Genomic DNA, 15,078 nt, shown 5'->3' with positions numbered 1-15,078 from the left:
ATTTCAGGGGTCAAGGAGTCAGGCATTATGAATAATCCAGCGCCACTTGCTGTGAATAAAACGACCACAGAAAAACTGTGGTATCAGCAAACTGTAGAAGAAAGTCTGGCGGGGTTGCAGTCAGGACCAGCCGGGCTTTCCCCCGAAGAAGCACAAAATAAACTAAAACATTACGGACCGAATGTTCTTCCGCAAAAAGAAGGTAAGTCTTTATTTATAAAGTTTATCTCTCACTTTAAAGACATCCTGATTTATATCTTACTCGCCGCTGCCGTCGTCACCGCAATAATGGGTCATTGGGTAGACACACTGGTGATATTAGGCGTGGCGGTGATCAACGCCTTAATAGGTTTTATTCAGGAAAATAATGCCGAGAAATCATTGAAAAGTATTCAGAATATGCTTTCCAGTGAGGCGCTGGTATTACGCAGCGGACAACAGGTCACCGTGGCAACCGATGAAATTGTGCCGGGCGACATTGTACTGCTGCGTCCCGGTGACAAAATTCCTGCCGATTTACGTCTGATAGATGTCCATAACCTGCGGGTGGAAGAAGCCATTCTGACCGGCGAATCCACGGTGGTATCGAAAAAAACCGATTCGCTGGAAGGTGAGAAGTCGATTGGTGACCGCAAAAACCTGGCGTTTTCAGGCACTACGGTCAGTTCCGGTACCGCCAGCGGCGTGGTATTTGCCACCGGCGGCCAGACCGAGCTTGGCCATATCAATGAAATGTTGTCCTCCATTGAAGACAATAAAACGCCGCTGCTGGTGCAGATAGACAAACTGGGTAAATCCATTTTCGTCATCATTCTGTTCATGATGGTGGCGCTGCTGATTTTCGGTTATCTGCTGCGCGATATCCCGTTTGGCGAACTGCTGCTGTCGGTGATAAGTCTGGCAGTCGCGGCGGTACCTGAAGGCTTACCGGCGATCATCTCGATCATTCTTTCGCTCGGCGTGCAGGCGATGGCGCGCTCCAAAGCCATTATCCGCAAGCTGCCAACAGTGGAAACGCTGGGCGCGATGTCGGTGATTTGTTCGGATAAAACCGGCACGCTGACCATGAACGAAATGACCGTCAAAGCAGTGATCCTGGCGGATAACATCTGGACGGTGGAAGGCAACAGTTACGAACCTATGGGCAGCTTTACGATTGCCGGTTCGGCGTCGCCGCTGCCTGCGGATTCTTCGCCTTTGCTGACTCAGTTCCTGCGTACAGTCGATATCTGTAACGACAGTACGCTTAAACAGGATGCTCATGGACACTGGGGGATTACCGGTGGCCCGACCGAAGGGGCGCTGAAAGTGCTGGCGGCCAAAGCGCATTTGCCGGAGCTGGCGTTTAATCTCAGCAGTAAAATTCCGTTTGATTCGCTTTACAAATATATGGCGGTGGCGGGCGAGAAAAACGGTGAGTCGCAGATAATGCTCACCGGCGCGCCAGATGTGCTGCTCAAACTCTGCCAGTTCCAGCAAACACCGGCAGGTGCGGTGCCGCTGGATCATGCCTACTGGGAATCGGCAATTACGCAATATGCCAGCGAAGGGCTGCGCATGGTGGCCGCGGCCTGGAAGCCGGTTGATCAACCGGTTGCGGCACTCGATCATCCTGAACTCAGTCACGGTATGGTGCTGATCGGCATTGCGGGCATGATGGATCCGCCGCGTCCGGAAGCGATTGTGGCGATTGGCGAATGTCAGCAGGCGGGGATACGCGTCAAGATGATCACCGGCGACCATCAGGAAACGGCGATGGCGATCGGTAAAATGCTCGGCATCGGTAACAGCGAGAATTCCATCACCGGTTATGAGCTGGAACATATGGATGACGCGCAGCTGAGAAAGGCGGCCGTTCAGTTCGATATTTTTGCCCGTACCAGCCCGGAGCATAAACTGCGTCTGGTAAAAGCGTTGCAGGAGACCGGTGAAATTGTAGGGATGACCGGCGACGGCGTGAACGATGCGCCTGCGTTGAAACAGGCCAACGTCGGGATTGCCATGGGCATTAAAGGCACCGAGGTGACCAAAGAATCTGCTGATATGATCCTGGTGGATGACAACTTTGCCACTATCGCCAATGCGGTCAGGGAAGGGCGGCGCGTTTACGATAACCTGAAGAAAACCATCCTCTTTATTATGCCGACCAACCTGGCACAGGGGTTGCTGATTATCATCGCTATTCTGATGGGGAATCTGCTTCCGTTGACGCCGGTGCAAATTTTGTGGATGAACATGGCAACGTCCGCCACGCTCTCCTTCGGCCTGGCGTTTGAGAAAGCCGAAAGCCGTGTGATGCGCCGTCCGCCGCGCAATGTCAGCGCACACGTCATGGATAAATACGCCATCTGGCGTGTGGCGTTTGTCGGGCTACTGATTTCAATCAGCGCCTTCATGCTGGAAGCCTGGTTGCAACCGCGCGGTTATGAACCTGAATTCATCCGTACAGTGCTGTTGCAGACACTGGTGACCGCGCAGTGGGTGTACATGATTAACTGTCGCGATTCGGATAACTTCTCACTCAACCGCGGTCTGCTGCAAAACAAAGGGATCTGGATTGTCACCGTGGTGCTGTTCGCGCTGCAGGCGATCATTATCTACGTCCCGCTGATGAATACGCTGTTCGGCACACGACCGCTGCCGTTCTTCTACTGGATCATCGGCCTGTTGATCGGTATCGCGCTGTTCGTGATTGTCGAGATAGAAAAAGTACTGACCCGTAGCTGGCGGAAGGCGAGTTAACTAACCGCATTATCATCAGATGTCCGCTGCTAAACCGGAAACCAGCCTAAAGGCTGGTTTTTTTTCGCTCAGTTTAAGGCATTTTTTTTCCAAATATATTCCCTTTTAGAAAACATAATTTACATATTTTCGCATCCTGTCCGATAGATGAAGAACGTCAAGTGGAATTCCTCTCTTTTGATACGGAAATGTTACTTAAAGAGGGGGTTTAATTAAGAATACTCTTGGTCATATTATTAGCTAAAAAACAAATCAGGGGCGATGTTTGTTTCAAATTAAAGCAATAAGACTATTTTCACATCAGGTAAGAATACTCTGAGGTATGCCCTGGTGAATTGCAAATGTTAATTTACAAGCATAAATGTATATAAAAAACCAATAGATCAGTTTCACCTAATAAGATTTTCAGAAAATCACTCAATTCTTATGTTTTCGTGTTTATTATCGGTAAATAAATGAAACTTAAATCACCCTTAAAAAAGTGAAATATTCTGTTTTAACGTAAACTTTCAGGTTAATTATTCTGCGAATGAAACACACTCTATGGGAGGGATTATTAATGAGACTATTCTTAGTTTCGAGTCGAAATATATCAAAAATCGTTGCGATACTCACATTTTCTTGGTGTTTTTCGGGATTCATTAGGAATCTGCCTAGTAAAAATTGATGGGTTTAACGATAAGATCGTGTAAATCGATCGGTTAAACCTATTGTTGCCTGCAATTATGAGCGAGAAAAACGATTTGAAGAGTTTCCGCTGCGTATTACTCTACATACGGCTACTGAAAAGATTTAAATAGGATATAGAACGAATTTAAATATTCGTTTTCCTTATATCTCTCTGAGAGTGCTTTATTCTTCCCCGGTTTCACGGGGCAGGATTTAAGCGTTTTTAAAACCTCACAATTAGGCGGCTCAATGCCTCGGGTAATAATTTGGAGTGAGTGCCAGTATACAAAATTGGCGTTGAAAGAAATAATCTCCAGGAAGTTACCTTACGTTAATGAAGTCATTTCTTATGACCACGGCGATGAGGTGAACTTGTATGCAAAAGATTATCTGATCATTGATCCATCAGGCGGCGGGTTCCACAGATGTTATGAGTTTTTGCGAGAAAATATGAGCGTATTGGACCCGGAAAGGATCCTCATTATGTCCTCTGCGGTCGATATGTTGATGCTTGAACTTTTGCTTAAGAAAGAATTTAAGTTTCTTAAGAAAAAAAAAGAATTGGCTGTCGTCGTGACTTCAGTAGAACAGTTTATCCAGCTTCAGGGCACGACGCTTAACAAGCAGGCTTTTAATTACAATATTACCAGGATGGAAGAGAAGGTTTTAGTGATGATGATGTCTGGTCTGTCGGTGACAAGCATCTCAAATATTCTGAAACTGAGTGTCAAGACGGTAAGTGTACATAAGTGCAATTCCTTGAGGAAAATAGGCGTTGACGCCAACAGCAGTTCAGCTTTGTTTTTTTTGCATAAACACGCTGTGGGAAACAGAATTGGCAGTTAAAAGTGATGCTATGGTCAGATTTTTTACGATGCTGACCGTCAGGGCTGGACAATTTCGGCACAGGAAAGTCCAGTTTGTCTTAGGTAATAAGTAAATATTTGAATATATAAAAATGAGTAAGACCTTTTTGGCAACACCAGGGAACCCTTTCACTAAGAAAAAACCAGATCCCCTCAGGCCATAATTGTAATGGCGTCATCATGTATGGCGCCGGAAGTCCACAGTACATTGAGTTTCTGAGTGGCAGTAATAGCCGGAGCATGTACGGGGCGTTGTGGTTTGCCTATGGACAGGAAGAGTCTACTCATTTTTTTTTGATAAAGAGAATATTAAGTGATGCATAGGTGAATAAAACGTTATTTGCCCGTTGCAACTTTAATGTAGATCTACCCGCATAAATCACCCTGAATATTTTGGTGAGGATTAACTGCGTTAAAAATTATCTTGGTTATGTTTTGGCAAATTGGTGGCCGTAAACCAGGGGCGGTAGCATGGCCAAAAAACAATGAGTTATCATGTGCGTATTAAGAATGTATAAAACTTAACTATAAATTATGCAATAGACTTTCTAGGCATGAGATTTTTCTCTGCATCAGGAAATGTTATGCGTTTTATTTATGACTATAACATTTGATGTCTGACTCACGCAGCTATCGCATTATTATTCATCAGCATAAAATTCCTTCAGGCAAAGGCGTGAGGGAGGATTATTATCGTTAATTGTTGTGAGGTGCATATGACATTTCTCACCAGGAACCTTTGGTCAAATTTATTACTCGCGTTATCCGATTTTCTTAGCTTCACCCTTTCTCTGTATCTGGCTAAAGGGATACTCAGTCAGGTCATGACGGATTTTGAGCAACGGATCCCCGCGGCACAGACTTCCGGCTGGATTGCGTTGCACAGCTTATTAGCCATTTGCTGTGTGGCGTGGTTTCACCTGCGACTAAGACATTATTACTATCGAAAAACATTCTGGTTTGAATTGAAAGAAATCCTGCGCACTCTGCTTATTTTTGCGCTTATCGAAATCGCAGTGATCGCCTTTGCTAAATGGTATTTCTCCCGTTATCTCTGGGTACTGACCTGGACTCTTGTACTTATTCTGGTGCCATTCGCGCGAATGATGACCAAGCGTGTGCTGGATTCACTCGGGCTTTGGGAACGAGATGCAATCATTATTGGCAGCGGCAATAATGCGCGTGAAGGGTATAACGCCATTAAAAGTGACCGAAACCTCGGACTGCGGGTTCTTAAATTTATTTCCAGTGAACCCAGCGACCAGCCCGGAGATGCGATAGAAGGCGTGCCGGTTATGCCTTCGGACGAAAACTGGGTACGCACTAATGTCGATAAAAAGACGCAGTTTATCGTGGCCGTAGAATCGCATCAGAGCGACATCCGAAATGCATGGCTGCGGGTATTTATGATTAATGGATACCGGTCCGTTTCTGTCATTCCCACGCTTCGCGGTATGCCGCTGGATAACACCGACATGTCATTTATATTCAGCAAGGAAGTGATGATTTTCCGCGTGCATCAGAACCTGGCGAAGTGCTCCTCGCGATTGGCAAAACGCTTATTTGATATCGTCGGTTCACTGGCGATCATCATGCTGTTGTCGCCGCTGCTGCTCTACATCAGCCGTAAAGTGAGAAAAGATGGCGGGCCCGCAATTTATGGTCATGAACGCATTGGTCAAAATGGTAAACCCTTTAAATGTCTGAAATTCCGCTCGATGATAATTAACTCGAAGGAAGTGCTGGAAGAATTGCTGGAAAATAATGCTGAAGCGCGACAGGAATGGGATCTGACGTTCAAACTAAAATACGATCCACGCATAACGGCTATCGGCCATTTTCTGCGCCGGACCAGTCTTGATGAGTTGCCGCAACTCTTTAACGTTTTAAAAGGTGAAATGAGTCTGGTAGGACCGCGTCCTGTTATTACTGCTGAACTGGAGCGTTATTGCGATGAAGTTGATTATTACCTGCTCAGCAAACCGGGAATGACCGGGCTTTGGCAGGTGAGCGGACGCAGTGAAGTCGATTACTCAACCCGTGTTTATCTTGATGCCTGGTATGTCAAAAACTGGTCAATGTGGAATGACATCGCCATTTTATTTAAAACCGTGAGTGTTGTGCTCAGAAGAGAGGGGGCTTATTAGACTGATAACTACGATCCCGTGATGATTTTTAATAAATTATTCTGCACCAGATGCCTTTATAAGAAATAAATCCGTCACCTTAATTTGCATGAAAAATAAGTTTTAATACTTTCGTAGTCCTGGTTATTCAGACTGTATAAAAGGGTTTGAATCGCTCCGTCATGAAAGTGTTTTGATGCTTTTGTTAATATCTACACACAGGAATGAGAAACTGCGACTGCCAGATTGGGAATAGGGATTCTCTCTGATAGGCAGATATTAAACCTGAAATACAGATGATGTGAAATAATGAAAAATAGATTTTTGAATATTTCTCTGATGATAACCGCGTTGGGGTTATTAAGTGGATGCACCCTTGTTCCAGGCCAGAGTTTAAAAACAGCAGGAAAAGAAGTCGTTGAACAACCCGATAGACATTATGATATTGATAAGCTGGTTAATATTTATCCCCTGACGCCAGCACTGATCGATAATTTACGACCGCAGTCAGTGATAGCCCGCCCCAATCCTCAGTTAGATCAGCAGCTTAAAGATTATGAATATCATATCGGTATCGGCGATGTACTGATGGTGACCGTCTGGGACCATCCTGAACTGACGACACCGGCAGGTCAGTATCGAAGTGCCAGTGATACCGGTAACTGGGTGAATTCAGACGGTACGATTTTCTATCCCTATATTGGTAAATTAAAAGTCACCGGTAAAACGGTCACCCAGGTTCGTCAGGAAATCAGTACCCGTCTGGCAGCTTATATTGAAAGCCCGCAAGTTGACGTCAGTATTGCCGCGTTCCGTTCGCAAAAAATTTATACCACCGGGGAAGTCGTAAAATCCGGCCAGCAACCCGTCACTAATATTCCTCTTACTGTCATTGACGCCATCAATGCGGCAGGGGGATTAGCGCCGGATGCGGACTGGCGTAACGTTGTGCTCAACCATAAAGGTCAGAATACGCAGATTTCCCTGCATGCTCTGATGCAAAAAGGCGACCTGACACAGAACCGCTTACTGTATCCCGGTGACATTCTGTTCGTACCGCGTAATGACGACCTTAAAGTGTTTGTGATGGGAGAAGTCACAAAACAGAGCACGCTGAAAATGGATCGCAGCGGAATGACGCTGGCCGAAGCGCTGGGTAACTCAGACGGTATCTCACAAAGCATGGCAGATGCCTCCGGGATATTTGTCATTCGACCGCTTAAAGGCAGCAATAAAAGCAAAATCGCCGACATCTATCAGTTAAATGCAAAAGATGCATCCTCGATGGTGATGAGCACTGAATTCCAGCTGCAACCTTACGATATCGTTTATGTCACTACAGCACCGCTTGTTCGCTGGAATCGTGTGATATCTCAGATAGTCCCGACCATTGCGGGTGTGCATGACATGATTGAAGGCACACGTTACATCAACCAGTGGAACTGACCATGTTCTCTTCAGTTCTTGTAGTGTGCACCGGCAATATATGTCGTTCGCCAATGGCCGAACGGATCATGAAGCAATATTTTCCTGAAAAAATGATCCGTTCCGCTGGACTGATGGCCATGGTCAATCACCCGGCTGATGAGACTGCTGTGATTGTTTCCGGGCGCCACGGTGTGTCGTTAGAAGGACATAAAGGCACGCAGTTTCGGACTTCGATGGCCGGAGAGTTCGACCTTATTTTGGTGATGGAAGATAGGCACCTGGAACACATCAGCGAAATGGCTCCACAGGCCAGAGGCAAAATCATGCTACTGGGACACTGGTCAGAACATCGGGAAATCCCGGATCCCTATCGCAAAAGCCAGGAAGCCTTCGAATCCGTTTATCAGCTTATTGATCAGGCCTGTCAACGCTGGGCACAGAAGCTCACCGCCTAATCTCTCAGGAAATCATCGCATGTCATCAGCTATTTCAAAAATAACCGCAACACCAGACTCTGACGAAATCGATTTGGGACGCCTTTATGGGGAAATTCTCGATCACCGTAAACTGATTATTATTCTGACAATTGTTATCACTCTGTTGGCGGTAACTTATGCCCTATTCGCCACACCTGTTTACCAGGCCACAGCGATGATACAGATTGAACAAAAAAAGGGTAACGCTATCCTTGATAGCATTAGCCAGATGTTACCGGATTCTCAGCCTGTTTCTGAACCTGAGATTGCATTGTTGCAATCCAGGATGATCTTAGGCAAAACCGTTGATGATCTTAATTTACAGGCTGTTATAACTCAGAATTACTTTCCGGTATTTGGCCGAGGCTGGGCAAGGATGACCGGCGAGATCCCGGGAAAACTGAGCATCAGTCGTCTGTATATCCCTAAAACCAGTAATGATGTACCGAACATTACGCTGACAGTTATTGATAGACACCGTTTCCAGGTCGAAGGTGATAATTTCAAACTGGATGGAGAAGTGGGGACCTTAATTACACAAGATGGCATTGCCCTGAACGTCCGGAGTATGGATGCTGATCCAGGAACACAATTCACGGTCAACTATATAACGCGATTAGATGCTATCAACGGTTTAATCAATTCGCTTACTGTCGACGAACAGGGTAAAGATACGGGGATCCTAAACCTGTCATTCAATAGTGATGACAGGGTGCTGGCAACGTCAGTCCTTAATGATATTAGCCAAAACTATCTGAACCAGAATATTGCCCGTCAGGCTGCGCAAGATGCGAAAAGCCTGGAGTTTCTGAATCAGCAGTTACCGCTTGTACGAAGCGAACTGAACGATGCTGAGGATAAACTTAATGTGTACCGCCGTCAGAAGGATTCGGTTGATTTATCGCTAGAAGCAAAATCGGTACTTGAGCAAATCGTTAATGTAGACAGCCAGCTTAATGAACTGACGTTTCGCGAGGCTGAGATTTCGCAACTTTATACGAAAAGCCATCCGACGTATAAGGCCCTGCTGGAAAAACGTCAGACCTTGGTGCATGAGCGAGATAGCCTAAATAAACGTGTGACGGCAATGCCGGCAACTCAACAAGAAGTAGAGCGTTTGAGTCGAGATGTTGACTCTGGCCGGGCTATTTATATGCAGTTGCTCAATCGTCAGCAAGAACTCAGTATCGCCAAATCCAGTGCAATCGGTAATGTTCGTATTATCGACAACGCAATAACACAACCTAAACCGGTGAAACCAAGAAAAACCCTGGTTGTTTTGATCGGTATTGTTGCGGGGCTATTTGTTTCTTTTTCACTCGTTTTACTGAAAGTTTTTGTGCGTCGTGGAATTGAATCTCCGGAGCAGCTGGAAGAAGTTGGCGTCAGCGTTTATGCCAGTGTCCCGCTTTCCGAGTGGTTAAATAAGAAAAATAAACCAGAGAGATCAAATAGAAGTGGGGGGAGAAAAAGGCAATCAGAAATCAAATTCCTGGCCGTAGAAAACCCAGCAGACTTAGCCATTGAAGCCATCCGTAGTCTGCGAACGAGCTTGCATTTTGCCATGATGGAAGCAAGAAATAATATTCTGATGATCTCCGGTTCAACCCAAAACGCGGGTAAAACATTTATTGCCAGTAATCTGGCAGCGGTCATTGCGCAGTCAGGAAAAAAAGTACTTTTTATTGATGCAGACATGCGAAAAGGGTATTCACATAAACTATTCAGATTTACAGGAGAACAGGGGTTGTCGGATATTCTTTCCGGAAAAATAAATATTAACGAAATAGAGAAACATGTACCGGAGATAGGCATTGATTTCATCCCAAGAGGAAAGTTACCGCCTAACCCTTCAGAATTACTGATGCATAAACGCTTAAGTTCAATGCTTGATTGGGCTTCAGATAACTATGATTTGGTTATTATCGATACACCGCCTATTTTAGCCGTAACAGATGCAGCCATTATTGGTCGTTGCGCTGGCACATCATTGCTGGTTGCTCGTTATGGAACAAACACGGTTAAAGAAGTAGAGGTCAGTATCAGGCGTTTTGAGCAAGTGGGTGTGCAAATAAAAGGTTGTATTCTCAATGGTGTGCTTAAAAAGGCGAGTAGCTACTACGGTTACGGTTATAGTCAATATGATTACTCTTACACCGATAACAAAGAAAAATAGAATTTAGATCTCCATCTGGGAGACAAGTTTCTCAGACGGAATGCTCATCATTAAATAAGTGACCCTGTTAATAAATATGCAGCACCTTCGAAGAAATGGGAAATAAAATGAAAATAATGATATTCAACACATTGTATTTCCCCTACAGAATTGGTGGCGCCGAGGTTTCGGTTCAGCTCCTTGCCGAAGAACTCGCGCTGCAAGGACATACAGTGAGAGTGGTGAGTCTTACGGAAGGGGATGAAAGGGAAGTGACTACGCTTAATGGGGTAGAGCTTGTTAAGTTACCGTTATCCAATGTCTATTGGCCATTTACGAATGAAAATAAAAGCTTTTTAAAAAAGGCTATCTGGCATTTGTTCGATTATTTGAATGTGAAAATGTATTTTAAGGCTTTGAAAGAAATCCAGATATTTGCTCCTGATATTGTTCATACAAATAATATATCAGGATTTTCAGTGCTTTTATGGAAGGCTGTAAAGAAATGCAAGGTCAGACTCATACATACTTCAAGAGACTATTATCTTTTTCATCCTAATAGCACATTATTTAGTCATGGTCAGAGGATGAGTTTAAAAGGTAAAAATATTGTATTTTGGTCTGCAATAAAGAGAGTATATGACCGACATGTTGATGAGTATGTCGGCATTAGTCAATTTATCAAAAAACAGCATTGCGATAACGCCTTTTTCACAAGAGCGGGACACCATGTTATTTATAATGCTGTCTCAAAAATAGAAGCAGATAAAGTTAAGGAAATTAAAAGAATAGGGTTCATCGGTAGGTTATCAACTGAAAAAGGATTTGATATCTTCTGTAATGTAGCGGGTCAGTATAAAAGAAAATATTCATTCATTGCTGCCGGTAACTTCGTCAATATTGAAGAGCAGCAATCACTAATGGAGTTGGCAAATAAATCTGATGTGACCCTGAAAGGTTTTATGAAACTGGACGATTTTCTGAATCAGGTTGATGCTGTCGTTCTTCCTGTCAGATGGGATGAACCCTTTGGGCGTACTGTGGTTGAATGTGTACTGGCTGATAAATTGGTTCTCACCAACCCGGTTGGGGCAATGACAGAGTTATCTATGCTCCTGCCTAACATCATTATTACCGAAAATATTGAACGTGACTTCGACGATAAAATAGCAACCGCTGAGATAAAAGTCGTCGACTCTTCGCTTATTGAGCGGTTTACACCCAGGGAAATAGCTAACCAATATCTCCGGGTTTATAACGGCAAATCGGGTGTATAAAATGACAATGAAGGGGGCAGAGAAAAAGCTTATTGGACTAACGTTGTTACTTTTTATCATTTTTGAATGCTTTGCAGGACCACTTCGGATGGTCTTTCATATGGCTGGTGTCGAATTTTTATTTTCAATACCAAAGCTCTTTATTTTACTGACTCAAGCCTTCTCGATAATATTGGTTTTGTATTATAGAAAAGTAACTGTAAATGGCATGATTGCTTCAGTAACTATATGCTATTTGATTTTTATAAGCATGATATCATCTCAACCGGCAGCATTATTTGTCGGTATTTGGGCAATTCTTCCTCTGTTTCTGGGGTATCACGGGGCAAGAATAATTATGTCAAATCTTAAGGAGAAAAAAACAAACCGTATTATAGTAATTATTTTTCTATTATCATGCTGTGGTGTTATTTGTAACGTGTTTTTCAACTACCCCTGGTATAACGTATCATATGAAATTGCCGGGATGGATGTTTCTTCCTCTCAGATAGGCAGCAGCGGTGGCTATACCCGATACGCTGGTTTTTTTAAGAGTTCTTTACAGGCATCCGCTAACGTATTAATTCTTCTTCTATATATAGTATCAACAAGTAAAAGTAAAACCTTGATTGTTAGTTCATTTGTTTTTAGTGCACTTGTAGCTTTATTAACCATATCTAAAACAATTTTTTTACTCCATATTATTCTCCTTCTCTACATTCTGGTGAAAGTTATTCCTGTCAAAGTTATATGGCGGATTACATTAGCCTGTGCTTTTATCTTTACAGTGTTTACGATAGGAAGTACCAACTATCATTTTAATGTAAGCAGGGATCCGATGCAGGTTATGTTATTAGCATCGCTGAATGATCGACTGATTAATACCTGGCCGGAAGGTGTTAATACTATCATCAGTAATGGAAACCTTTTCTTTGGTGGTGGAATGGGAACGATTGGAGTGGGTTCCAAATTAGGGACAGGTGCCTATAATCCGGGTGATAGTATGTATCTTTATCTTATTGGTTCCGGTGGTTATCTGTTGGGATTCATTTTATTATTCTGGGCTTTTTATCAATCTACTGTATTTAATAATGGGAATACTTGCAGGTATTTATCATTGTTGCTGATAGTTTTATGTTTATTTGGATTATCAATGACGGCTCCGGAGTATCCATTTATGGCACTTTCCATGGGGTTTTTGATCAATTCAAGAGTCTATAAAGCATGTTAGAAATGCTGATTGAAATGAATGGGGATAAGGATGGCAAGAATAATTTTTGATGCACGCTGGATTGGTGAGCATGGGATCGGACGATTCGCAAATGAAGTATCGGTACGCAATAAGGGATTTCTAAAAATAAAAAATGGTTTGAAACCAACAAGTCCTTTTGATGTTTTTTTTATCACTTTATATTTAGCATTCAAACGTGGGGTATACTTTTCACCGGGATATAACTGTCCGTTATTCTTTTTAAACAGAAGTGTCATTACTATTCACGACTTGAATCATATAGATATAGAACACAATAGTAGTTTTCTTAAGAAAATATATTATGAATTTGTGATGAAAAGAGCTTGTAAGAAATCGCTTAAAGTTCTGACAGTGTCGAATTTTTCAAAAAGAAGAATTTGTGAATGGGCAGGCATAAGTGATTCCAGGGTCCTGGTGGTTGGGAATGGTGTGTCGGAGGAGTTTTTAAATACAGAGAGTAGGGTAACTAACTCTGAAGGTGAATACATTTTAGTTGTCAGTAACAGAAAGAAACATAAAAATGAATCGAGAATATTATCAGCTTTTCACATGGCTAACATTCCGCCATCAGTAAAATTAGTTTTCACAGGGGATCCGGATGAAAGCCTGCAGAACGAAATTAAACGTACAAACTTGCAGGATAGAGTTATTTTTAAAGGGCGCGTAGAGAACAGCGAACTGGCATCTTTATACAAAGAATCACTTTTTTTATTATTTCCTTCACTTTACGAAGGTTTTGGTCTTCCTGTCATTGAAGCAATGTCCAGTGGTACCGCTGTGATAACGTCCACCACCACCTCTTTACCAGAAGTCGCAGGTGATGCAGCAATCCTTGTGGATCCTGAAAACACTGAGGAGATTGCGCTGGCAATAGGCAACCTTTATTACAATCCAGATTTGAAAAAGGAACTAATAGCAAAAGGTTTAATTCAGGCTAAAAAATTCACCTGGGAGAAAACGGCCGATCTGATAACGAATTGTTTGAATAACTTAAAAAAGTAAACTGCACCTCATAGGCTATTTTAGTAAGGTAGATAATGAACAGGATGATGCTTTATATAAAAATTTGTTGTGTGTTTATATTCATTCACTCGTCATACGGAATGTGTACAATTATCGGAGCAGGAACGCACTTTCAAGGTTATCGTGGAGAAAGCAGTATATATTTAGAAAAAATCAAAGAGATGGGATTTACATCATTTCGTGAGGACTATTCCTGGTCAAACGTTGAAAGAACTAAAGGCGTTTTTTCAGTAAGTGATAATATAAAAAAAACTGACGCTGCATTTTTAAATGCCCAGAGTAAAGGTCTCAGTCCTATCTTGATCCTTGATTATGGAAATAAATTGTATAATAACGGTGATTATCCACGAAATCAGGAATCGATTGAAGATTTCGTTAGATATGCAAGTTGGGTTGCGTCAAGATTTAAGGGGAAAGTGAAATATTACGAAATTTGGAATGAATGGACTATTGGTACTGGAATGACCCGCTATCGTGACAATATACCTTCTGCTGAGGTCTATTTTAATCTCGTTAAGGCAACAAGCAAGGCAATAAAAAGTATCGACCCCAATGCAATAATCTTGGCCGGCGGATTAAATCCCCTGGAACAAAGAGCCAAATATCTGAATATTACGGATGTGGTTTGGTTTGAGCAGTTACTAAAATTGGGGATTCTGGATTATGCCGATGGGATTTCAATCCACACTTATTCGTATCTGAATGGTCGCCGGGACTTAAGAACGACAAAAGGTAATTTAGATTTTATTGATGAGTTTTACGCTGATAGCCACAAAATAGCAGGGAGGGATTTCCCCTTATACATTACTGAAGTTGGAGTGACAAACTATACCGGACCTGGGGGAATGAGCCAGCAAGAATCGGCCGATTATATAAAAAATTATATTGAAGATGCAAAGTCTCGTTCATACATAAAAGGTGTCTGGATTTATGACCTCATTGATGATGGCAAAGACAAGAGCAAGAGGGATTATAATTTTGGCCTCCTGAACAATGATCTCTCGCCCAAGTTAGTCGCTCCTGTCATTACTGAGTTACTTAATAAAGATAATCATAAATGATGATGAAGGTTATAATGTATTATT

The 15,078-nt window shown here is 42.9% G+C and carries 10 protein-coding genes; all 10 read left to right on the top strand.

Annotation, left to right across the window (positions count from 1 at the left end; translation table 11 throughout):
• The first annotated feature begins 27 nt into the window (after window positions 1-27).
• The 10 genes from ACJY2G_RS06555 to ACJY2G_RS06510 all read left to right on the top strand — a co-directional run bounded on the left by ACJY2G_RS06555 (window position 28) and on the right by ACJY2G_RS06510 (window position 15,054).
• Window positions 28-2,742: a cation-transporting P-type ATPase gene (locus tag ACJY2G_RS06555; protein WP_120161059.1), complete on the top strand. Its 2,715-nt coding sequence runs from the start codon at window positions 28-30 to the stop codon at window positions 2,740-2,742.
• Window positions 2,743-3,702: 960 nt separating this feature from the next.
• The gene (locus tag ACJY2G_RS06550; RefSeq protein WP_430318818.1) at window positions 3,703-4,257 is read left to right on the top strand and encodes a helix-turn-helix transcriptional regulator; all 555 of its coding nucleotides are present in this window, start codon (window positions 3,703-3,705) and stop codon (window positions 4,255-4,257) included.
• Between the two features lie 736 nt (window positions 4,258-4,993).
• Window positions 4,994-6,424, top strand: coding sequence for an undecaprenyl-phosphate galactose phosphotransferase WbaP (gene wbaP / locus ACJY2G_RS06545; RefSeq protein WP_430318819.1), 1,431 nt, complete (start codon window positions 4,994-4,996; stop codon window positions 6,422-6,424).
• A gap of 288 nt (window positions 6,425-6,712) precedes the next feature.
• Window positions 6,713-7,849 carry a polysaccharide export protein gene (locus ACJY2G_RS06540; RefSeq protein WP_120161053.1) on the top strand — a complete coding sequence of 379 codons (1,137 nt, stop codon included), beginning with the start codon at window positions 6,713-6,715 and terminating at the stop codon, window positions 7,847-7,849.
• Between the two features lie 2 nt (window positions 7,850-7,851).
• Window positions 7,852-8,286 carry an arsenate reductase/protein-tyrosine-phosphatase family protein gene (locus tag ACJY2G_RS06535; protein ID WP_120161052.1) on the top strand — a complete coding sequence of 145 codons (435 nt, stop codon included), beginning with the start codon at window positions 7,852-7,854 and terminating at the stop codon, window positions 8,284-8,286.
• A gap of 19 nt (window positions 8,287-8,305) precedes the next feature.
• Window positions 8,306-10,483, top strand: coding sequence for a polysaccharide biosynthesis tyrosine autokinase (locus ACJY2G_RS06530; protein WP_430318820.1), 2,178 nt, complete (start codon window positions 8,306-8,308; stop codon window positions 10,481-10,483).
• A gap of 107 nt (window positions 10,484-10,590) precedes the next feature.
• Window positions 10,591-11,739, top strand: coding sequence for a glycosyltransferase family 4 protein (locus ACJY2G_RS06525; protein WP_430318821.1), 1,149 nt, complete (start codon window positions 10,591-10,593; stop codon window positions 11,737-11,739).
• Between the two features lies 1 nt (window position 11,740).
• Complete coding sequence (locus ACJY2G_RS06520) at window positions 11,741-12,949, top strand: hypothetical protein (RefSeq protein ID WP_439291561.1); 1,209 nt, start codon at window positions 11,741-11,743, stop codon at window positions 12,947-12,949.
• Between the two features lie 30 nt (window positions 12,950-12,979).
• The gene (locus ACJY2G_RS06515) at window positions 12,980-13,972 is read left to right on the top strand and encodes a glycosyltransferase family 4 protein (RefSeq protein WP_430318823.1); all 993 of its coding nucleotides are present in this window, start codon (window positions 12,980-12,982) and stop codon (window positions 13,970-13,972) included.
• A 35-nt stretch (window positions 13,973-14,007) separates the two neighbouring features.
• A complete protein-coding gene (locus tag ACJY2G_RS06510) occupies window positions 14,008-15,054 on the top strand; it encodes a cellulase family glycosylhydrolase (protein WP_430318824.1) in 1,047 nt (348 codons plus the stop codon).
• Window positions 15,055-15,078 lie beyond the last annotated feature (24 nt).

Origin of the sequence: Rahnella sp. ATs2 (genome assembly GCF_051851855.1) — a bacterium.
GTDB classification, from domain to species: domain Bacteria; phylum Pseudomonadota; class Gammaproteobacteria; order Enterobacterales; family Enterobacteriaceae; genus Rahnella; species Rahnella variigena.
This window is presented reverse-complemented; position numbering and strand designations above follow the sequence as displayed.